The sequence below is a fragment of the Tatumella citrea genome, assembly GCF_002163585.1.
GTDB lineage: Bacteria > Pseudomonadota > Gammaproteobacteria > Enterobacterales > Enterobacteriaceae > Tatumella > Tatumella citrea.
Genome location: NZ_CP015579.1, coordinates 2,517,024 through 2,536,238, shown reverse-complemented (window position 1 = coordinate 2,536,238; position 19,215 = coordinate 2,517,024). Strand labels below are relative to the sequence as shown.

At 51.1% G+C, this 19,215-nt stretch carries 20 protein-coding genes; 9 read left to right on the top strand and 11 right to left on the bottom strand.

From position 1 onward, the window contains the following. Positions 1–91: 91 nt before the first annotated feature. Positions 92–877, bottom strand: coding sequence for a glutathione-dependent disulfide-bond oxidoreductase (gene yghU / locus A7K98_RS12110; RefSeq protein ID WP_087488792.1), 786 nt, complete (start codon positions 875–877; stop codon positions 92–94). Between the two features lie 373 nt (positions 878–1,250). Here yghU and A7K98_RS12105 point away from each other — a divergent pair, with 373 nt between their 5' ends. Next, positions 1,251–2,039, top strand: coding sequence for a formate/nitrite transporter family protein (locus A7K98_RS12105; RefSeq protein ID WP_087488791.1), 789 nt, complete (start codon positions 1,251–1,253; stop codon positions 2,037–2,039). 57 nt (positions 2,040–2,096) lie between these two features. Here A7K98_RS12105 and A7K98_RS12100 read toward each other — a convergent pair whose 3' ends face one another. Further along, on the bottom strand, positions 2,097–2,978 hold the full coding sequence (locus A7K98_RS12100; protein ID WP_087488790.1) for a LysR family transcriptional regulator: 882 nt from the start codon (positions 2,976–2,978) through the stop codon (positions 2,097–2,099). 172 nt (positions 2,979–3,150) lie between these two features. Between A7K98_RS12100 and A7K98_RS12095 the strand changes: the two genes are divergently transcribed. After that, positions 3,151–4,005, top strand: a complete 855-nt coding sequence (locus A7K98_RS12095) for a Vmh family MBL fold metallo-hydrolase (protein ID WP_087488789.1) — start codon at positions 3,151–3,153, stop codon at positions 4,003–4,005. 86 nt (positions 4,006–4,091) lie between these two features. On the opposite strand, the gene A7K98_RS12090 is transcribed toward A7K98_RS12095, so the two are convergent. The 3 genes from A7K98_RS12090 to A7K98_RS12080 are packed head-to-tail and all read right to left on the bottom strand — an operon-like array spanning position 4,092 to position 6,315. After that, positions 4,092–4,862: an amino acid ABC transporter substrate-binding protein gene (locus A7K98_RS12090; protein ID WP_087488788.1), complete on the bottom strand. Its 771-nt coding sequence runs from the start codon at positions 4,860–4,862 to the stop codon at positions 4,092–4,094. A 15-nt stretch (positions 4,863–4,877) separates the two neighbouring features. After that, a complete protein-coding gene (locus A7K98_RS12085; protein WP_087488787.1) occupies positions 4,878–5,639 on the bottom strand; it encodes an amino acid ABC transporter ATP-binding protein in 762 nt (253 codons plus the stop codon). A 4-nt stretch (positions 5,640–5,643) separates the two neighbouring features. Then, positions 5,644–6,315 (bottom strand): amino acid ABC transporter permease, encoded by a 672-nt coding sequence (locus tag A7K98_RS12080; protein WP_087488786.1) that lies wholly within the window; start codon positions 6,313–6,315, stop codon positions 5,644–5,646. A gap of 258 nt (positions 6,316–6,573) precedes the next feature. Here A7K98_RS12080 and A7K98_RS12075 point away from each other — a divergent pair, with 258 nt between their 5' ends. Together A7K98_RS12075 and A7K98_RS12070 are read left to right on the top strand one after the other, a co-directional pair. Then, positions 6,574–6,933, top strand: a complete 360-nt coding sequence (locus A7K98_RS12075; RefSeq protein WP_087488785.1) for a DUF488 domain-containing protein — start codon at positions 6,574–6,576, stop codon at positions 6,931–6,933. 132 nt (positions 6,934–7,065) lie between these two features. Beyond that, complete coding sequence (locus tag A7K98_RS12070) at positions 7,066–9,363, top strand: FdhF/YdeP family oxidoreductase (RefSeq protein ID WP_087488784.1); 2,298 nt, start codon at positions 7,066–7,068, stop codon at positions 9,361–9,363. A 95-nt stretch (positions 9,364–9,458) separates the two neighbouring features. Here the strand turns inward: A7K98_RS12070 and A7K98_RS12065 are convergent, their stop codons facing one another. Further along, positions 9,459–9,866 carry a nuclear transport factor 2 family protein gene (locus A7K98_RS12065; protein WP_087488783.1) on the bottom strand — a complete coding sequence of 136 codons (408 nt, stop codon included), beginning with the start codon at positions 9,864–9,866 and terminating at the stop codon, positions 9,459–9,461. A gap of 96 nt (positions 9,867–9,962) precedes the next feature. Here A7K98_RS12065 and A7K98_RS12060 point away from each other — a divergent pair, with 96 nt between their 5' ends. Further along, the gene (locus A7K98_RS12060; RefSeq protein WP_087488782.1) at positions 9,963–10,559 is read left to right on the top strand and encodes a TetR/AcrR family transcriptional regulator; all 597 of its coding nucleotides are present in this window, start codon (positions 9,963–9,965) and stop codon (positions 10,557–10,559) included. Here A7K98_RS12060 and A7K98_RS12055 read toward each other — a convergent pair whose 3' ends face one another. Continuing rightward, complete coding sequence (locus A7K98_RS12055; protein WP_087488781.1) at positions 10,560–11,039, bottom strand: GNAT family N-acetyltransferase; 480 nt, start codon at positions 11,037–11,039, stop codon at positions 10,560–10,562. A gap of 83 nt (positions 11,040–11,122) precedes the next feature. Here A7K98_RS12055 and A7K98_RS12050 point away from each other — a divergent pair, with 83 nt between their 5' ends. Next, a complete protein-coding gene (locus A7K98_RS12050) occupies positions 11,123–12,040 on the top strand; it encodes a LysR family transcriptional regulator (protein WP_087488780.1) in 918 nt (305 codons plus the stop codon). A 21-nt stretch (positions 12,041–12,061) separates the two neighbouring features. On the opposite strand, the gene A7K98_RS12045 is transcribed toward A7K98_RS12050, so the two are convergent. The 3 genes from A7K98_RS12045 to A7K98_RS12035 form a co-directional block, all read right to left on the bottom strand. Further along, entirely contained in the window at positions 12,062–12,415 is a 354-nt protein-coding gene (locus A7K98_RS12045) for a PTS fructose-like transporter subunit IIB (RefSeq protein WP_087488779.1), read from the bottom strand. Positions 12,416–12,507: 92 nt separating this feature from the next. Beyond that, complete coding sequence (locus tag A7K98_RS12040; protein ID WP_087488778.1) at positions 12,508–12,822, bottom strand: PTS fructose-like transporter subunit IIB; 315 nt, start codon at positions 12,820–12,822, stop codon at positions 12,508–12,510. 10 nt (positions 12,823–12,832) lie between these two features. Then, positions 12,833–13,915 (bottom strand): PTS fructose transporter subunit EIIC, encoded by a 1,083-nt coding sequence (locus A7K98_RS12035; protein WP_087488777.1) that lies wholly within the window; start codon positions 13,913–13,915, stop codon positions 12,833–12,835. A gap of 308 nt (positions 13,916–14,223) precedes the next feature. Between A7K98_RS12035 and ptsP the strand changes: the two genes are divergently transcribed. Further along, entirely contained in the window at positions 14,224–16,725 is a 2,502-nt protein-coding gene (ptsP, locus tag A7K98_RS12030; RefSeq protein ID WP_087488776.1) for a phosphoenolpyruvate--protein phosphotransferase, read from the top strand. Between the two features lie 184 nt (positions 16,726–16,909). Next, positions 16,910–17,404: a DUF2938 domain-containing protein gene (locus A7K98_RS12025; RefSeq protein WP_169715415.1), complete on the top strand. Its 495-nt coding sequence runs from the start codon at positions 16,910–16,912 to the stop codon at positions 17,402–17,404. Positions 17,405–17,413: 9 nt separating this feature from the next. On the opposite strand, the gene A7K98_RS12020 is transcribed toward A7K98_RS12025, so the two are convergent. Next, positions 17,414–18,244: a helix-turn-helix transcriptional regulator gene (locus A7K98_RS12020; RefSeq protein WP_087488775.1), complete on the bottom strand. Its 831-nt coding sequence runs from the start codon at positions 18,242–18,244 to the stop codon at positions 17,414–17,416. Positions 18,245–18,402: 158 nt separating this feature from the next. Here A7K98_RS12020 and A7K98_RS12015 point away from each other — a divergent pair, with 158 nt between their 5' ends. Further along, positions 18,403–19,170 carry a phytanoyl-CoA dioxygenase family protein gene (locus A7K98_RS12015; protein WP_087490485.1) on the top strand — a complete coding sequence of 256 codons (768 nt, stop codon included), beginning with the start codon at positions 18,403–18,405 and terminating at the stop codon, positions 19,168–19,170. Positions 19,171–19,215 lie beyond the last annotated feature (45 nt).

Below are 19,215 nucleotides of genomic sequence, written 5' to 3'. Positions count from 1 at the left end.
GTATCGAACAGACGGGCGGGCAACAAACTACGATAGCATTTCACTGAAACAACAAGCAGAACAGCCACTCCGGACTGTTCTGCGTTACGGGTTATTTTTTCAGTACCAGACGGCCTCTTTTAACCGCCTCGCGCTGGCTAATCAGGTCGGCCCAGCGGTTCAGATGAGTATAGGAAGCCGTATCAAGGAATTTAGCGGCATCACCATATAAGCCACCCTGTACCAGAACGCCATACCATGGCCAGATAGCCATGTCGGCGATGGTGTATTCTTCCCCGGCAATATAGGTATTTTTCGCCAGTTGTTTATCCAGAACATCCAGCTGGCGTTTTGCTTCCATCGCAAAGCGGTTAATCGGATATTCCAGTTTCTCTGGCGCATAAGCATAGAAATGGCCAAAACCGCCGCCGAGGAATGGGGCACTGCCCATTTGCCAGAACAGCCAGGAGAAGCAGGCTGCACGCTCTGCGTTGGTGTTAGGGATAAAACTATCAAATTTTTCAGCCAGATAGAGCAAAATGGCACCGGATTCAAACACATTCACCGGTTCTACACCACTGTGGTCTACCAGCGCAGGAATTTTTGAGTTTGGATTGACTGAAACAAACCCGGAACCAAACTGATCGCCTTCCATAATTTTGATCAGATGAGCGTCATACCGGGCGCCTTCCAGACCTTTCTCCAGCAGCTCTTCAAGCATAATACTTACTTTCACACCGTTCGGCGTGCCCAGCGAGTACAACTGGAAAGGGTGCTCGCCGACCGGCAGATCCTGCTGATGTCGCGCTCCGGAATCAGGCCGGTTGATGCTGCCAAACCTGCCGCCGACAGACTCAGGGGCGGTCCATACTTCTGGTGGGGTATAGGAGGTACTCATAGGGTCTCGGTTCCTTTGGCTGAATGTTAAAATTCACTGCAGTTTGTACAGTATATATCAGCATAGCATTGCGCTTTCAGGCAACCTTTGCCTGCGTGTGCGGAGATAAGGTGCCAGGCAAGGAAAATTATGGTTTAATTAAAGTAAAAAAAGCGTTAAAAGGCTAACGTATTTTTATATTTAAATTCAACATCCTACAAACTGACTAATGATTTCGTGCTGCCAATGTTAGAATAGTGTAATTCGTACGTTGGCAGTTTAAACTCCAGCCGCTATGATCGAAAGAGCCGGATACAGGCAATGTCGTAGCCATCATAATGATGACTTTCTTTTAACCTAAGCCGTTTTCAGGTTTATTTATCATCAGGTCACTATGTCTTTCAGCACACCCAAAGAAATAGCAGCGCTGGCTGTCCAGTCCGGAGTCAATAAAAGCCACTCCTCGTTGCAAAATTTGCTTATTCTCGGCTTTTTAGGCGGTGCCTTTATCGCTATTGGTTTTCTGCTCGATCTTCATGTGATCGCACAGTTACCTGCGGATTGGGGCTCTTTTGGCGGCCTGTTGGGTGCGATGGTGTTCCCGTTAGGTCTTATTCTGACTATCCTGGCAGGGGCAGAACTACTGACCGGCAATATGATGGTGCTGACAATTGCTGCATTATCAAAACAGATCAGTTGGGGGGCACTGGCCCGTAACTGGTTCTGGGTCACGATTGCCAATTTCATTGGCAGTCTGGCGATTGCCTGGTTCTTTGGACATATGCTTGGTATGACGGAAGGGGCATTTCTGAAGAAAACCCTGGCCGTGGCTGCGGCTAAAACCAGTGCTCCGTTCGGGCAGGCATTTATTTCCGGTATTGGCTGTAACTGGCTGGTTTGTCTGGCTGTGTGGCTGGGCATGGCGAGTAAAGATGTAGTGGGCAAAATCATCGGCATCTGGTTCCCGGTGATGGCATTCGTCGCGATTGGCTTCCAACACGTGGTGGCGAATATGTTCATCATCCCTGCGGCTATTTTCGCCGGTCAGGGTAACTGGTCTGAATATCTGATGAATTTTGTGGCCGTATTCTTAGGCAATGCAGTGGGTGGCGCAATTTTTGTGGCACTGATTTATTACATGGCATACAGCCCTGAAAAACAGCTGAAAACAGACTCCATCTGACAGCAAACAAATAATGAATAGCAACAGCCGCTCCTGAACCCTGAGCGGCCGTTTTTTTTACAGCGCCTGCAACCGGCGCTGAATGTCATCAAGGAACAAGCGCAGCGCCGGTGGCTGTAATTTACGTGACAGATACATGCCGTAAATACCCAGCGTGAGCGGTGTATACTGCGGCAAAACAGTGACCAGCCGCCCTTTAGCCAGCCACGGACTGGCCTCCGCCAGCGGAATCATGGTGATACCGCATCCCGCCAGTGCAGCATCCATCAATACCGCAGAGATCCCGGCGCTCAGATTACCATTGACTGCCACCGACAATGTGTCACCTTGCTCCGTCAGCAGTTGCCACTGCGGCTGACTGAAATTACTGTAACTTAAGCAGTTATGGTCTGACAGCGCGGAGACAGACGCCGGAGCGCCGTGGATGGCCAGATATTCCGGTGAGGCACAAATCACTGAGGCACACTCGCCCAGTCGTCGGGCAATCGCTCCGGGTTCCGGATTTTCGGTGATCCGTATGGCGACATCAATACGCTCACCAATCATACTGACAGGCCGGTTATTAATATCCAGTTCGATGCGCAGATCCGGATATCGCAGCAGGAACTCAGGCAAAACAGGGCTGATAATATGAGTTGCTGTGAAGTGCGCACAGGCGACACGTAAAATTCCTGAAGGCGTCTCGCGGTCTGCCTGTCCGCTGATATCCTCTGAAAGCCGGTTTAACTGGCGGGTTTTCTGCAAAATCTCTTCCCCGGCGGGGGTCAGGGTCATATGGCGTGATGAACGGTGAATCAGCCTTGCTCCGGCCCATTTTTCCATCTCTTCCAGATAACGGCTGACCATCGGGCGTGAAATTCCCAGTGCCCGTGCAGCAGCACTCAGACTTCCGGTTTCACAAATGCGGTTGAAAACCTGTGCCGCCTTCACTCTGTCCATGATTTCCACCTGATCGATTTATGAAATTAAGCATCTCTCAATAAGGGGATTTTAACAGATTACGAAATCTATAGAATGCATTGGATGAACCGGAGTTGCTGTTTCTCAGCGGCCCGGACTCTTTATTGCACAATTAGTTTTCGCCAGCACGGCACAGAATCCAGGGAATAACATGAAACTTTCTAACCTAATGCTGTTAAGCGCTTTATTTAGTGGAGCTGTGGTAGCTGCTCCGTTGCAGTTTACTGTTTACAACCCACAGGAACAGGGGATCTTTCCGGTTTCATCCACTCTGGTGACCGGCGAAAAACAGGCCATCTTATTTGATGCACAATTCAGCGTGAAAGACGGTGAGCAACTGGTCAGTCTTATCCGCAAAAGCGGCAAAACGCTGACAAAGATTGTGATTACTGCCGGGGACCCGGATTATTATTTTGGGCTGCAGCCGTTGGTTAACGCCTGGCCTAAGGTAGAAATTGTCGCAACCCGTCAGGTTGTCAGCCATATTCAGCAGACTCAACAGGCAAAACTCAGTTACTGGGGACCCAAAATGGGCAGTGGCGCTCCACAGAAGCTGGTGACCCCACAGGTGATTCCACAGACCCGTTTCAGCCTGGAAGGGGAACCGGTAGAGATTCGTAATCCCGACTCACAACAGGCCTATGTCTGGTTTCCACGGGAGAAAACCATTCTTGGTGGCACGGCAGTGGACGCCGGAATTCATGTCTGGACAGCTGATACTCAAACGGCGGCAAGTCGTCTGCAGTGGCAGCAGACATTGCAGCAAATGCTGGCACTGAGACCACAGCGGGTGATACCGGGCCATTTTATCGGCCAGGCTCCTGTCGGTGATCAGGCGATCCGTTTTACCCTGAAATATCTGCAGGATTTTGATAACGCACTGAAGCAGCATCATGACTCCGCCACCGTTATCAGTACGATGGAATCGCTGTGGCCACATCTGGCCGATAAAAGCTCACTGGAACTGAGTGCTAAAGTGAATACCGGAGAAATGCGCTGGCCGTAAGGGTAACACTGCCTGCAGAGGATAATGCCGGATAAAAAATGGCAGGCTCAGAGGCCTGCCATCACCTTTAAAAGTCTGTCGGACGATTAATGCGACACATCTTCACCGAAATATTTTTCGGAGATTTTTTCATAAGTACCGTCTTTCTTAATGGTCGCCAGAGCGTCATTAATGGCGCTCTGCAGGGTAGATTCATCTTTACGCAACAACACCGCAGAAGCACTGGCATTATCTTCAGAAGCGACGATTTTCACTGGCGCATCAGGACGGTGCTTTTTGAAATCCAGGAATGACAGTTTGTCATTCACAGTCGCATCAGCACGGCCCTGTACCACCAGGTCGATTGACTGGTTAAACCCGTCGGTGCTGACCAGGTTTGCGCCATACTGACGGGCAATTTGGGCGTAGTTACTGGTCAGTGACTGGGCAGAGTTTTTCCCTTTCAGATCGGCGAAACTGTGAATGCTGGTATTGTCATTCTTAACCACCACCACGGCTTTAGAGACGATGTAAGGTGTGGAATAGTCATATTTTTTCTGACGTTCCGGAGTCACACCCACTTCATTAATCACTACATCATAACGTTTGGCATCCAGACCAGCGATCAGACCGTCCCATTTGCCTTCAACAAATACCGGTTTAACGTGCAGTTGCTGTGCAATGGCACGGCCGATTTCCACATCAAACCCGGTCAGATCTCCGGAAATTGTATGAAAGGTAAACGGAGCATAGGTCCCTTCAGTACCAATTTTCAGTTCGCCTGCAGCTTTAACGCGTGCCAGGGCATCGTCTGCCAGTGCCGCATGCGCAAAGCTTAATGACATCAGTGCAGACAATAACAACGTAGTTTTTTTCATTTTTATACTCCTGGATTATGCCGGGCCGACAGGCAGGCCGTCGGTCAGGGTGGCAATATATTTGGCGGTTCTGGGTTTTTGAGGATGACGGAACAGAGTCTCTGAGTCGCCGGTTTCCACAATCTCACCCGATTCAAGAAAAATAGTATGACTGGCGACCGAGGCAGCGAGCCGTAAATCATGGGTTGCCATCAGCATGGTGGTGCCTTCATCAGCCAGTTGGCGAAGCACAGCGACAACTTCCACCGACAGTTCCGGGTCCAGCGCAGAGGTTGGCTCATCACACAGCAAGACTTTGGGTGAGGGGGCCAGTGCCCGGGCAATCGCGACACGCTGCTGCTGTCCACCGGACAAGGTCACCGGCATCACATCACGTTTGTGAAGCAACCCGACTTTATCCAGCAATTCATCAGCCCGTGCGGCAGCGTCTGCTTTTGACCATTTATGCACCACAATCAGCCCTTCAGTAATATTTTCCAGCACACTTTTATGCGGGAACAACGAGAAGTTCTGAAATACCATACCGGTCTGACGACTGATACGTTGGATATCTTTGCTGCGCAGCGGCTTGTTATGAAATTCCAGCGTTTCCTGATCCAGTGTCAGTGAACCGGATTGCGGTATTTCCAGCAGATTAACGCAGCGCAGTAGCGTACTTTTGCCACTGCCGGAAGGGCCAATCAGCGCAGTTACCGACCCTTTAGGCAAATTCAGCGAAATATCCTTCAGGACATGGTTATCCTGAAAAAACTTGTTAATTCCGGTTAATGAAATCATCAGGTTACGACTCCGCCTTCTCTTCGCGGGAGAAGTGAATCTCCAGTTTATTTTGCAGTGCTGACAACAGGGTGCTGAAAAACAGATAAATCACCGCCGCTTCGGTATACAAAATCAGTGGCTGGTATGTCACTGCGGCAATTCTCTGTGCTGCCAGAAACATCTCCGGAACGGTAATTACCGAGGCGAGTGACGTATCTTTGACCAGTGAGATAAAGGTATTAGACAGAGGCGGAACCGCAATCCTTGCTGCCTGAGGCAAAATAATCCTGACCAACGCCTGGCGCCAGCTCATTCCGATAGAATGGGCCGCTTCCCACTGGCTGGTTGGTACTGATTTAATGGTGGCACGAATGATTTCAGAGGAATATGCGCCGATATTCAGCGTAAATCCAATCACGGCAGCCGGGAACGCGGCAATGGTGATACCGGCACTGGGCAGGGCATAGAAAATCAAAAACAGCTGCACCAGCAGCGGCGTACCCCGAAGTAACCAGACATAAAAACGCGCCACTGCAACCAGCGGTTTAGGCCCGTACAGACGGATCAGCGCAATAATGAAACCAAGAGACAGCCCGAGAACGAAAGAGAGTAACGTTAAAGGGATAGTAAACGTCAATCCGGCATGTAACATCGGCCAGAATGATTCTGCTGCAAGATTCAGCCATGCTGGCACAGTACACCTTCCAAACAATTGATGAAAAAAATGGGCCAGCCACCGGGCTGACCTTTTCGCTTATTTTAGGCAGTAAATTATCACAGGGAAATATTATTTGTGCATATCTTTATATTATAAATGAGCTGCTATGGATTTATCTGCTATGAGTTGGTGATCAGATGACAGGTTATCTCATTGCTCATTTAATTTTTGAATTTAACCGCTACCCGGCGTTAAGATGATGAAATGTTGTGTGGAAACCCCCGGGAGGAACAAATGATCCGCTATAAACGTGTTTATGATCCGGCTGAACAGGAAGATGGCTGGCGGGTATTAGCTGACCGGCTATGGCCGCGTGGTGTGAGTAAAACTCTGCTCAGGTCAGATGAATGGTGTAAAACCCTGGCCCCGTCAACGCAACTCCGTCAGCATTTCCATCAGCAAACCATTAGTTACTCCCGTTTTGCCACCCTCTACCGGGCTGAGCTGGCAGCCCCCGAACTGCAGGCTGAATTACAACAACTGGCGGCGCGGGCATCCGTTGGAACAGTAACGCTGCTTAGTGCTGTCAAAGATCTGCAAAACAGCCATCTGACAGTGCTGGCTGAGGCATTGCAACATCAGCTTAAACTTTAATGTATTCCTCCGGCGTCATTCAATGCCAGCACAGGCTAGCTTTGCAATGCTCTGCTACCCTTAACAGTAACTATCCGCAGAGATAATCCGCAGCATAACCTGCAATGACTGTGAGCAACCGGAGGCAATGAAATGGCTAAAAGACGTAGCGTGCCTGGAATTCACCCTTATGATGGCCCCGCCGGAGGGTGGGGAGCACTGAAAGCAACGGCCATTGCCGTTCGTACTCAGATGGATATTCTCACCGCCCCGCCAACCTTGTTACGCACCAACCAGCCGGATGGTTTTGACTGCCCGGGATGTGCATGGCCTGATAAGGATCATCGTTCAACCTTTCAGTTTTGCGAAAATGGCGCCAAGGCCGTGACCTGGGAAGCAACCAGTAAACGGGTGACCGCTGATTTTCTGGCGGCTAATACGGTGAGCTCGTTGCTGGAAAAGTCAGATTATGAGCTGGAAAACTACGGACGGCTGACCACTCCGCTGGCCTACGATCCTGCCAGCGATACCCTGAAGCCCGTCAGCTGGGATGAAGCCATGCATCAGATTGGCGGGGTACTGCAAGGTCTGGAACCTGATCAGGTCGAATTTTATACCTCCGGTCGTGCATCCAATGAGGCGGCCTGGTTATTTCAGTTGTTCGCCCGTGAATATGGCACTAATAATTTTCCCGACTGTTCGAATATGTGCCACGAAGCCACCAGTGTTGGCCTGCCGCAGTCAATCGGTATTGGTAAAGGCACCGTTTCTCTGGATGACTTTGACCACGCAGAACTGGTGATCTCGATTGGCCATAACCCGGGTACCAACCATCCACGGATGATGGGTACTTTACATGAACTGTCACGCAAGAATGTCCCGATCATCGTGTTTAACCCGTTGCGTGAAAGGGCGCTTGAACGTTTTGCCGATCCGCAGAATGTTGCAGAAATGGCGACTTACAGCTCAACGGATATCGCTTCCGGTTATTATCAGGTCAAAGCCGGAGGAGATGCGGCAGCTCTTAAAGGAATCGCTAAAGCCTTGCTGGAATCCGAAGCGCTGCAGGGCGGTGTGATTGATAGTGATTTTATCGCTGAACATACCCACGGCTTTGAGGCGTTCTGTGGTGACTTGCAGGCTACCGGCTGGCAGGAGATAGAGCGGGAAAGTGGTCTGAAACAGGAAGAACTTGAATCTGTTGCCGCCATCTATGCCAAATCAAATGCCACCATTATCACTTACGGAATGGGGATCACTCAGCATAATAAAGGCACAGAAAATGTGCGGCTCATCGCTGACCTGTTACTGATGCGCGGCAACATCGGCAAGCCAGGTGCAGGTATTTGTCCGCTGCGAGGGCACTCGAATGTGCAGGGGAACCGGACGGTTGGAATTACCGAGAAACCATCAGCAGATTTTCTGTCCCGACTGGAAAAACAGTTCGGCTTTACTCCGCCAAAGCAACATGGTCACGATGCTGTAAAAGCGATGCAGTCAATGATTGATGGTAGTGCCCGTGCTTTGCTGTGTCTTGGGGGAAATTTTGCGGTGGCATTGCCGGATTCACAGGCCTGCTTTCCTGCAATGAAAGCTCTGGATCTGAGCGTACATATTGGAACCAAACTGAACCGCAGCCATTTGCTGGTGGCCCGTCAGACCTACATTTTGCCTTGCCTCGGCAGAACCGAGCTGGATATTCAGTCCTCCGGGCGTCAGTCAGTGACCGTAGAAGATTCAATGTCGATGGTTCATGCTTCCTCCGGAAAACTTAAACCTGCATCACCAGAACTGCGTTCTGAACCGGCCATTGTCGCGGCGATGGCAATCAGTACTTTGCCAGCAACGAAAGTGGCATGGAATGAGCTGGTGGCAGACTACGACCGGATTCGTGACCTGATCGAAAAAACCGTTCCCGGCTTTGATGACTATAATCAGCGGATCCGCCAGCCCGGGGGATTCCGTATGCCTCTGCCACCCACTGAACGGCACTGGCCAACCGCGTCCGGTAAAGCGGAGTTTTCGGTGTTTCGCGGTATTCATGAAAATATCCAGGTGGAAGGCGACAACATTCTGCGACTGATCACCTTACGCAGCCATGATCAATACAACACCACCATCTACGCGCTGGATGACCGCTATCGCGGGGTGTTTGGCCGGAGGGATATCTTATTTATGAGCGATAACGATCTTGATCGTCTCGGGCTGGAGCATGGTGATGTGGTTGATATTGAAACTGCGTTGCCGGGCAGCGGGTTAAAAATGGAAGGGATCACTGTGGTCGCCTATAACATCGCCGATGGTTCGGTGGGTGCTTATTATCCGGAAGCAAACGTGCTGGTGCCGCTGGATTATAATGACCCGCAGAGCGGTACCCCGTCTTATAAGTCAGTACCGGTGAAGGTCAGCCTGCGCTCTAAAGAACTGGCTGAGTTACCCCGTTCCGCCTGACCGTTGTTTTGCCGGAGACATGCCGTGATATGGGGTGTGTCGCCGTTTTACGGGGAGCGGGTGGCTGTCCTGACAGCCACCCGCTATTTACTCGACTATTTGCGGCAGGCTTCAGATACAGCATAACTGTCTTCAAATAACCGGAAGGCGCTAATCTGCTGCTGTTCAACCAGCAAGCTGAACACGAATTCTGTCTCAATCAGCTTACCGGTACTTTTCACCCTTGAAGCCAGCTCGCCTAACACCACCACGCGATCTCCTTCGGCTAGCATCTGATGAATGGTAAATTTTTCAGACTGAATATACTCCCTTATCTGCCGGTAGAACTCAGCAACTCCCTCCGGCCCTGTTTTTCGGCCAATCCACGGTACCCGGGAGGTGTCTCCGGCGATATACCAGTCAATATTCTCGCTAACCAGTGGGGCAAGTTCACTGAGGTCATCAGCGGTGGCTGCGGTATGAAAAAATGCGCGGACAATATCGGCAGGCGATCGGTTTTGCATGTCATTTCCTTTCTGTAGTGAGTATTATGAAAATATATCAGGCAGCGGCCGGCAGCAATCATTAATGTAATATTTGCTACATAAATAAGGGTGTTTATGAGTACACGGGGAAGACCACGGAAATTTGACCGTCTGCAGGCGTTGGAAAAAATACTGATTCAGTTCCGGGAAAAGGGCTACGAAGGGGCAACCCTGGTGGACCTCATCACAGCAGCCGGAATTGCGCCACCCAGTTTTTACGCGGCATTTGGCTCCAAACAGGCTGTATTTTGCGAAGCTGTTGATCACTACATTGCCACCACTGCGGCCCCGGTTATTGCTGCATTACAGCAGGAAACCACACTGCATCAGGCACTGTCGGGAATGTTGCAGCAAAGTATAGAGGTCGCATTGTCCTGTCAGCCGGGCGGGTGTCTGCTGATTGTCGGGGTTGTGAACTGTTTGCCTGAAAATCAGCAAGCCCGTGAGTATCTTAAATCGATGCGGGCACTGACCCGGCGATTTATTCGTGAACGTGCAGAACTGGCTCGTGAACAGGGCGAGATTCGTAGTGAGGCTGATTGTGGATTACTGGCGGACTATTTTCATGGGGTAATGCAGATGATCTCTTTGCAGGCCAGAGAGGGTGCCACCCGTAATGAGCTGTTGGCACTGATCGCTCCGGCCCTGCAAAGTCTTAGTTTTTTTCAGTAATCAGCTGTTAGCAAAGCTATGCAGTGCTTCACCATCCAGACGATAACGTACCCATTCACTTTGTGGCAGGGCACCAATGCTTTTATAAAAATCGATGGCTGGTGTATTCCAGTCAAGCACACTCCACTCTAAGCGACCGCACTGACGTTGAACGGCCAGCCCGGCAATATGCTTAATCAGTGCCTTTCCGGCGCCCTGACCACGGGCTGCCGGTGAAACATACAGATCTTCCAGGTAGATACCGTTACGTCCGAGCCAGGTGGAGTAACTGGTGAAAAAGACCGCATAACCAATGATTTTTCCGTCAGCTTCGCTGATCAGTGCTTCGGTTTTGCTGTCTGCCCCAAACAATGTGGCGCGAATTTCTTCCGGCGAAGTAACAACCTGTTCCGGAGCTTTTTCATAAATAGCCAGTTCGGTAATCATATCGAAGATAATCTGGCTGTCGTCAGGCTTTGCCTGGCGGATACGCAGGGTCATTAGTGATCCTTAATAAGTCAGTGATTGCAGGTGATAAGCATAATCGTTATGCTCCGAAGAATTAAGTGCAATGAAATCACTGAATGATGAATATTATGCATCCTGTATTACGTCGTCTGGATTTGAATCTGCTGCTGGTTCTGGATGCCGTCCACCGGCATGCCTCAGTCAGGCGTGCGGCTGAAGAACTTTCCATGAGCACTTCTGCCCTAAGCCATGCGCTTTCCCGGTTAAGGGAATCACTGAATGATCCACTGTTTTACCGTGAAGGTCACCGGATGATCCCAAGCGTGTTTGCCACAGCATTAGCACCTTCGGTCAGCCAGTTGCTGGGGCAGCTTAATCATGTACTGGCACCCCAGCCAGCCTTTAACCCATTGACCAGTCAGGAATGTTTTACCATGGGCATTACGGATTACACCGCAGCCTGTGTTTTTCCGCAGTTAATGGCATCTCTGCAACAGCAGGGGCCGGCGTTAAGTTTCGATTTACGCTATCTCTCATCGGGACTGGCAATCAATGAACTACTGGCGGGTGAAATTGATCTGGCGTTGGGGTTCAGTGTACCGCATCAGCCACCGCACCCGGAGCTGGATGAAATAGACTGGATGCAGGATGAATATGTAGTCATCAGCCATCAACAGCGATCCGCGCTGACCTTTGAAGATTATCTGGCGGCTCGCCACCTGGTGGTGACTCCCTGGAATGAACGACAGAGTGTGCTGGATTTTCAGCTGGAGCAACTGGGCCATCAACGGCAGATTGCGATAAAAACACCGTCAATGCTGAGCGGCCCGTGGATAGTGGCTGAAACGGATTTACTGATGGCAATCCCGCGTCGGGCCGCGGAACGTTTACAACATTCACTGCCCGTTACTGTCTGGGAATTGCCGTTTGCGGTCGAGCCTTTCACGGTTAAAATTTTATCTCACCGACGTAGCGGTAAAAAGCAGGCGACAGACTGGCTGAAAAACCTGCTGTGTAGCATCGACAAACAGTAACCGCCTGCTGAAAATTTGCGATCAGCTGACAATCATCCGCGTCTTTTCCGGGGCTGAAAGAAGTTTTCGCACAGCACTAATCACTCTGGCCGGATCGGTCAGAAACGGGCTGATACGTGATGTCACGCAGCGGCTGTCTGCAAAGCGCTCAGCACCGTTCAGTTCAATATCGGTGATTAGCAGGACAGCATCGGCATGACGGATTAACTGTTCTGTAAGCGGATTTTCGATACCCAGAGCACCCTGGGTCTCAATGTGAATATTCCAGTTTTCTTGCTGGCAGATTTTTTCCAGCCGTTCAGCGGCCATATAAGTATGGGCAACGCCACTGACACAGGCAGTAACAGCGACTAAATTCCGTCCGGTGAGTGGCATAAATCCTCCGGGCAACACGGTTAATCATCTACGCAGCAAACGGAACCTGTGCGGCCACTGCAGGCCGCAGGCTGGGAACCGGCAGCCGTGGATTACTGGCTCAGATGTGCATCTATCTTAGTCATTATAGCGTCTGCACGTTTAACCGCATCACTGATATTGACCCTGACAATCGTTTTACCGCTAAAACGTTCTTCATATTTAATGCCAATATCTTTGGTCAGGATCACCAGATCCGCTTCACTGATATCGTTGTCTGTCAGGATATTTTCCTGGCCCAGTGATCCCTGCGTTTCGACTTTTACCTGCCAGCCACGGGATTTGGCGGCAGTTTCCAGGGCTTCGGCGGCCATATAAGTATGTGCAACACCAGAAGGGCAGGCAGTTACGGCGATAATTTTTGTCATTCAGGTTTCCTCACGGGTGAATTTCGAAGTCCAGATCCAGCGAATCTTCCGCGGCAGGTGCTGCGGAGGCTTTGTTACGGCTAAGGTGTTTCAGCAGATTGACACAGACAGCGGTCACTACCATTCCGGTCGCAACAGCTAACAGATAACCAAATTTTCCACTGACGACAGGCAGAACAATTAATCCACCCCAGCCGGCATAACATTCAGCTCCGGTCAGGGCTGCCACGACAGCCCCGCAGACCGAACCCAGCATAATCGAAGGGATGACCCGCAGAGGATCGCTGGCGGCAAACGGAATAGCGCCTTCAGTCACGCCGACGCACCCCATCACCAGCGCGGCTTTACCAGCTTCCTGCTCCTCGGCAGAGAAATTACGGCGACCTGTCAGTGTTGCCAGCCCCAGACCGAGCGGCGGAATACAGATACTGACCGCGGCAATTGCCACGACGTGATAGACACCCTGAGCGACACAAATCAGCATAAAGGCGTAGGCCACTTTATTTACCGGCCCACCCATATCAAATGCCAGCATCAGCCCCATAATGACTGCAAGGATCACCACGCTGCCTTGTTGCATACCCTGCAGCCAGACAGTCAGGCTTTTGGTCAGCATACCGACCGGCTCTCCCAGGCCCCACATCATGATTCCTGCGGTGATAAGAGTGCCAATTACAGGGATAACAAAGATAGGCATTACCGAGCGCAGCACTTTATGTACGGGGATTTTTTTCAGGTAATACACCACAATCCCGCCAATAATTCCGGCAATCAGTGCCCCGAAGAAACCCGCCCCGAAGCTGTTACCAACCCAGGCGGCAATGGCACAGGGGGCAAGTGCAGAACGTTCGGAAATTGAGTAGCCAATATAGGCAGCCAGGAAAGGCACCATCAGTGTCAGACCAGCCACACCAATATCAAACAATTTTTTCAGATTCGCCGCCGACTCAGCATCCGGGACGGCGCCTTTACCATAAAACATCACCGCGACCGCCAGCAGAATACCGCCGGAAACGACGAACGGGATCATATAAGAGACACCGGTCATCAGGTGCTGCCGGGTATTTTTTAGTATCAATGCTAATTCGCTCATAGATTGCTCCGGACCCTGAGAACGCCAGCTATGCAGGCAGATGATCGCAACAATAGAGAATCCGGAGACAGCCAGACAGGGGAGAAAACAGGGATTTGCTGGATTTTTGTTGTATCCGTTCGGAAATGAGAGGGAATTCAAAATAAATCATATTTAGCTACATTAACTGATGTTATTTAACATGTGAGCTGAGTCCCGGTTTCAGACTCTGCATACAATTGTCCAGTATTTGGCAGCTTTGTGAGATATCCGGCAGGACAGCGGTTACTTAACCTGTGCTGACGATCAGTATTTTGCGGAGAGGGGCGATGGTAGAAACAATTGAGTTTGTCTGTGAGTTAAATGAAGGGGTTCATGCCCGTCCGGCCAGCCAGATTGAGGCGGTATGCAACCGGTACCGCTGTGATATTGAATGGCATAACCTTAGGAGCGGACGCAACGGGAATGCCAAAAGTGCCTTATCACTGATTGGTACTGATACGCTGAAAGGCGACAACTGCCGGCTGATAATTTCCGGAAATGACCAACAGCAGGCTTACCAGTTTCTGTATGACTGGATAAAAGAGGAATTTCCGCGTTGCGATTCACCGGTCAGTGCTGCGCCGGTACTACAGCGCGAACCGCTACCTGAATCACTGAGCCGGCTAAATCCGCACTGTTTCCCCGGCCAGCCGGTCAGCCAGGGAAGCAGTGCCGGTCGCCTGACATTGCTGGCGGCATTTGATTTCGAAAACCCGGGGGAGCTCCCTGAGGCTGATGAGATTTCCCGGGAGCAGGTGCGGTTGGCGGGGGGGCTGGCGATGCTGGTGAAAACCCTGAAACTACAGTTGCTGGACAACGAAGGCACCGCGACAGCGGTTCTGGAAGCCCATCTGTCGCTGGCAGGTGATCTGTTGTGGCAACAACAACTGACCGGCCATGTTGCTGAGGGTAACAGCTGTGCACAGGCGATAGTGTTGACCACCGACCATTTTTGTCGTCAGTTTAATCGATCTGACAGCGGTTACCTGAGGGAGCGGGTGCTGGATATTCGTGATCTTGGCTTTCGGCTGCTGCAACAGATTTATGGCGAGCAACGTTTTCCGTCTGCCGGAAAACTGACGTCGCCTTCCATCTGCCTGTGCGAAGAACTCACCCCCGGACAGTTTCTGGAACTGGACAAAAGTCTGCTGAAAGGACTGGTGTTAAAAAGCGCCGGCACCACATCACATACCGTGATCCTTGCCCGGTCATTTAATATTCCTACGCTGGCAGGGGTGAATGTCGCGGCGCTGCTGCCAAAACTTAACTCTGATGTCTATCTGGATGCGGACGCCGGGGTGGTGATTACTGATCCTTCGGAAGCTATTCACCGCTATTACCGCCAGCAATCCCGGGTGCAGGAAAGCCTGCGTCGTCAGCAAAGTGTCTGGAAAGATGCTCCGGGAAAAACTGCCGATGGCCGGAATCTTGAAGTCGCTGCCAATATTGCACTGTCAGTCGAAGCTGCCGGTGCGTTTGCCAACGGTGCTGAGTCGATAGGTCTGTTTCGTACCGAAATGCTGTATATGGACAGGAGTAGTGCACCAGGCGAAAGTGAGCTTTACAACATCTTCTGCCATGCTCTGGAATCCGCTGCCGGGCGCAGCATTATTGTCCGCACAATGGATATTGGTGGTGATAAACCAGTGCCTTATCTGCCCATACCTGCGGAGAATAACCCGTTTCTGGGCTATCGTGCGGTTCGCATCTATCCGGAATTTCTGTCACTGTTTACCAGTCAGTTACGGGCAATTCTGCGGGCCTCGGCTCACGGTGAACTAAAGATTATGATCCCGATGATTTCATCTATGGAGGAAATTCTCTGGGTCAAAGAAAAACTGCAGGAAGTGAAGCAGCAGTTGCGGGAACAACAAATTCCGTTTGATGAGCGCATTTCTCTGGGAATTATGCTGGAGGTGCCGTCGGTGATGTTTATCATTGACCAGTGCTGTGAAGAAGTAGATTTCTTCAGTATTGGCAGTAACGATCTGACGCAGTATCTGCTGGCTGTCGATCGTGACAATGCCAAAGTTGACCATCTGTATAACAGCTTTAACCCTGCGTTCCTGCGGGCGCTGGATTTTGTGGTTCAGGCTGTACACCGGCAGGGCAAATGGATAGGTCTGTGTGGGGAGTTGGGTGGGAAAGTCTCAGCGTTGCCGTTGCTGGTAGGGCTGGGGCTGGATGAAATCAGTATGAGTGCTCCGGCGATTCCGGCAGTAAAAGCCGCACTTGCCCGGATGGATGCGAAAGCCTGCCGCCAGCTGCTTAATCAGGTGATGAATTGCAGGACGCCACTGGAAGCCGGGCATCTGCTGGCACAGTTCAGAATGACTCAGCATGACGCACCGCTGATCACCACTCAGTGCATTGAGCTGAACAGCGACTGGCAAAGTAAAGAGGAGGTGATCAAAGGGATGACGGATAACCTGCTACTGGCCGGACGCAGCCGCTATCCACGCAAACTTGAAGCCGATTTATGGGCCAGAGAAGCGGTCTTTTCTACCGGGCTGGGTTTCAGTTTTGCGATTCCGCACAGTAAGTCTGAGCATATCGAACAATCCACCATTAGCGTGGCTAAGTTGGCCGAACCAGTGGCCTGGGGAGATGAACAGGCACAGTTTATTATTATGCTCACCCTGAATAAGCATGAAGTAGGGGATCAGCACATGCGTATTTTCTCACGGCTGGCAAGGCGTATTATGCATCAGGATTTTCGTGACCGTCTGAACCACGCCGGGTCAGCCGCAGCAATAGCTGCCTTACTGGAGCAGGAACTCGCTGTCTGATTGCCGACAGGGAGTTTTCCGCCAACCCCTTCAAAATAAATACACACCGCACATCACTGTGTGCGGTGTGCTTTGGTGTCTGATTCTGCCAGCCGGTCACCGGCTCAAATTAACTATTGACTTAAAGTTGACATTAAGTTGCACACTGGACTGCGATTTTATCAGCAACGACGGAATACAACTTATGACAACTGACAATGTAGTTATGATTATCTGTTCAGGATTGGGGGCGACTTTACTGACCGATATCTGGGCGCTGTTCCAGAAACGAATACTGAAGATTCCCGGACTGAATTATGCGCTGGTGGGGCGCTGGGCTCTGTGGATGGCCGACGGTCGGTTTTGTCATCAGACAATTATTTCGTCCGCGACGCGCAAAGGCGAAACCGTTACCGGCTGGCTGATCCATTACCTGAGCGGAGCTTTACTGGCGTTTATTCCTCTGGCGATTGCCGGCGAAGGCTGGCTGCAACAGCCGAAAATCAGTGTTGCGCTGGTATCCGGTATTATCAGTCTGGCGGCTCCTTTTCTGTTGATGCAACCTGCTCTCGGGTTTGGCATTGCCGCGTCTAAAACCCCGAATCCTCCCCGGGCAAGGCTGCTCAGCCTGGCCACTCATCTGGTGTTTGGCTGTGGGCTGTATCTGACCCTGTACTTACTGAATTGCCTGTTTTACTGACAGCGCAGGTCACAGCGTCCGGCAATGACGACGATATTCCGAAGGTGAACGATCAGTATGCTTTCGGAAAATCCGACAGAAGTAGTTACTGTCTTCAAAGCCACACTGGTGGGCAATTTCTTTAATCTTCAGCTCATACCCACGCAACATTTTCTTAGCCAGTTCCAGCCGCACAGCCGTGAGATATTCATTAAACCCGACCGAGCCAGCTTTCTGGAACAGGTGAGACAGATAGTTAGGCGTAATGTGAAATTTAACAGCAACATTATCGCGGTTAAGCGGCTGGAAGGCGTGTTCATCAATATATTCCTTGATGGCCAAAAATAGCTCTTTGCTCTTACTCAGCGTATCCGCCAGATGAGTCATTTGATCGATACTGTGGCTGAGTAATCCTGCCAGGGTGATTTGTACCGTCGGCATTGTCGGTGCCAGGGCCAGTTCATTCATCGCCATCAGCAGGTAAGAACCGACCCGGGGACCAAGCCGGGCCACATGTTGTTTGCGCAGGCTGACCAACGTTTTACCGTCCCACTGCTGCAGGCTGAATCCGAGTTTTTGTTTGCCAAACAGAATGCTCAGTGTGGTGGCCGGAGCCTGCCACTGCGGCAAATTCCATTTTCCGGCCGGAATATACAACGCCGCGGGAGCCCTCAGTGGTGGCGTATGTAACGGCAGACACCCGTCAGCAACTTCTCCGGCAACGATCAGTTCCAGCCGGGGAAAGGGAACGGTTAACGCCAGCCGGGGAGCTGGTTGCTGAGTCGCAGGAAAATGCACACTAATTTCTGATTGTTTGCTGACCAGTTGTTCAAGTAAGGCGACGAGGTTGATGTCCGACATAGCTGCTCCGGTTATTTTTATGCTGGATTTGAGTCACGTCACACATTGCTGCAGCGGACACAATAATCCAGTGTTGTGTAGCTATCTCATACAGAATGTTGGCCGGAATTACAGTAATTTTCTTACATGTTGTGAAATGGTTAACAAAAGAGGTGGGTATGCAAAATCAATCTGCGGTATGGCTCGATGCCCTGGGGGCAAATGCTGAACTGACCGAGACCATGAAGCACCAGCTTGACACTCTGGGCTATACCATTGTGCCAAATGTAGCGGATGCTGACTGGCTGGCCGCGATGCGTGAACACATTGATATGCTGGTGGCGCGTGAAGGGGATAACCTGGCGATTGAACATCACCAGGAGGCTACTGCTACACGGGTGGCGAATCTGGTGAACAAAGGGGTTATCTGGGAAAAGGTCTGGGCTCATCCGCTTATCCTTTCTGCCTGCAAATATGTATTTCAGGGAGATTTCAAAGTTTCCAGCCTGAACGCCCGTGAAGCGCTGTTTAACGGTGGATTACAGCCGCTGCATGCTGACTGGAAGAAACAACGTCCTGATTTTCCTAAAGTGCACCTCGTCAACACTATCTGGGCACTGGATGATCTCTCTGCGGCTAACGGTGCACCAAGAATTATTCCTGCCACCCATTTACGTCCTGAACTGCCTGAAGACGTGCTGGCAGATACTCATGCAACACATCCGGATGAAGTTGTGTTTGCTGCTCCGGCCGGTAGTGTGATGATCTACAACGCCCATACCTGGCACGGCGGTACCACCAATACCACCGGCGAACGCCGCCGGGTGCTGCACGGTCTGTATATCGACCGTGCAGATACGGCACAACAGGACCAGCAACGCTGGCTTACCCCTGAGACAGCCAGTCGTCTGACACCGGCGCAGAAATGGCTGCTGGCAGTGGAATGACGAGAAAAGAAAGCTTCCGGTTTCCGGTTATGGTCATGAATGCCG

What these genes read in the sequence shown, in the direction of transcription:
- yghU (WP_087488792.1), bottom strand. Translation starts at nt 877, where the DNA reads ATGAGTACCTCCTATACCCCACCAGAAGTATGGACCGCCCCTGAGTCT.
- A7K98_RS12105 (WP_087488791.1), top strand. Translation starts at nt 1,251, where the DNA reads ATGTCTTTCAGCACACCCAAAGAAATAGCAGCGCTGGCTGTCCAGTCC.
- A7K98_RS12100 (WP_087488790.1), bottom strand. Translation starts at nt 2,978, where the DNA reads ATGGACAGAGTGAAGGCGGCACAGGTTTTCAACCGCATTTGTGAAACC.
- A7K98_RS12095 (WP_087488789.1), top strand. Translation starts at nt 3,151, where the DNA reads ATGAAACTTTCTAACCTAATGCTGTTAAGCGCTTTATTTAGTGGAGCT.
- A7K98_RS12090 (WP_087488788.1), bottom strand. Translation starts at nt 4,862, where the DNA reads ATGAAAAAAACTACGTTGTTATTGTCTGCACTGATGTCATTAAGCTTT.
- A7K98_RS12085 (WP_087488787.1), bottom strand. Translation starts at nt 5,639, where the DNA reads ATGATTTCATTAACCGGAATTAACAAGTTTTTTCAGGATAACCATGTC.
- A7K98_RS12075 (WP_087488785.1), top strand. Translation starts at nt 6,574, where the DNA reads ATGATCCGCTATAAACGTGTTTATGATCCGGCTGAACAGGAAGATGGC.
- A7K98_RS12070 (WP_087488784.1), top strand. Translation starts at nt 7,066, where the DNA reads ATGGCTAAAAGACGTAGCGTGCCTGGAATTCACCCTTATGATGGCCCC.
- A7K98_RS12065 (WP_087488783.1), bottom strand. Translation starts at nt 9,866, where the DNA reads ATGCAAAACCGATCGCCTGCCGATATTGTCCGCGCATTTTTTCATACC.
- A7K98_RS12060 (WP_087488782.1), top strand. Translation starts at nt 9,963, where the DNA reads ATGAGTACACGGGGAAGACCACGGAAATTTGACCGTCTGCAGGCGTTG.
- A7K98_RS12055 (WP_087488781.1), bottom strand. Translation starts at nt 11,039, where the DNA reads ATGACCCTGCGTATCCGCCAGGCAAAGCCTGACGACAGCCAGATTATC.
- A7K98_RS12050 (WP_087488780.1), top strand. Translation starts at nt 11,123, where the DNA reads ATGATGAATATTATGCATCCTGTATTACGTCGTCTGGATTTGAATCTG.
- A7K98_RS12045 (WP_087488779.1), bottom strand. Translation starts at nt 12,415, where the DNA reads ATGCCACTCACCGGACGGAATTTAGTCGCTGTTACTGCCTGTGTCAGT.
- A7K98_RS12040 (WP_087488778.1), bottom strand. Translation starts at nt 12,822, where the DNA reads ATGACAAAAATTATCGCCGTAACTGCCTGCCCTTCTGGTGTTGCACAT.
- A7K98_RS12035 (WP_087488777.1), bottom strand. Translation starts at nt 13,915, where the DNA reads ATGAGCGAATTAGCATTGATACTAAAAAATACCCGGCAGCACCTGATG.
- ptsP (WP_087488776.1), top strand. Translation starts at nt 14,224, where the DNA reads ATGGTAGAAACAATTGAGTTTGTCTGTGAGTTAAATGAAGGGGTTCAT.
- A7K98_RS12025 (WP_169715415.1), top strand. Translation starts at nt 16,910, where the DNA reads ATGACAACTGACAATGTAGTTATGATTATCTGTTCAGGATTGGGGGCG.
- A7K98_RS12020 (WP_087488775.1), bottom strand. Translation starts at nt 18,244, where the DNA reads ATGTCGGACATCAACCTCGTCGCCTTACTTGAACAACTGGTCAGCAAA.
- A7K98_RS12015 (WP_087490485.1), top strand. Translation starts at nt 18,403, where the DNA reads ATGCAAAATCAATCTGCGGTATGGCTCGATGCCCTGGGGGCAAATGCT.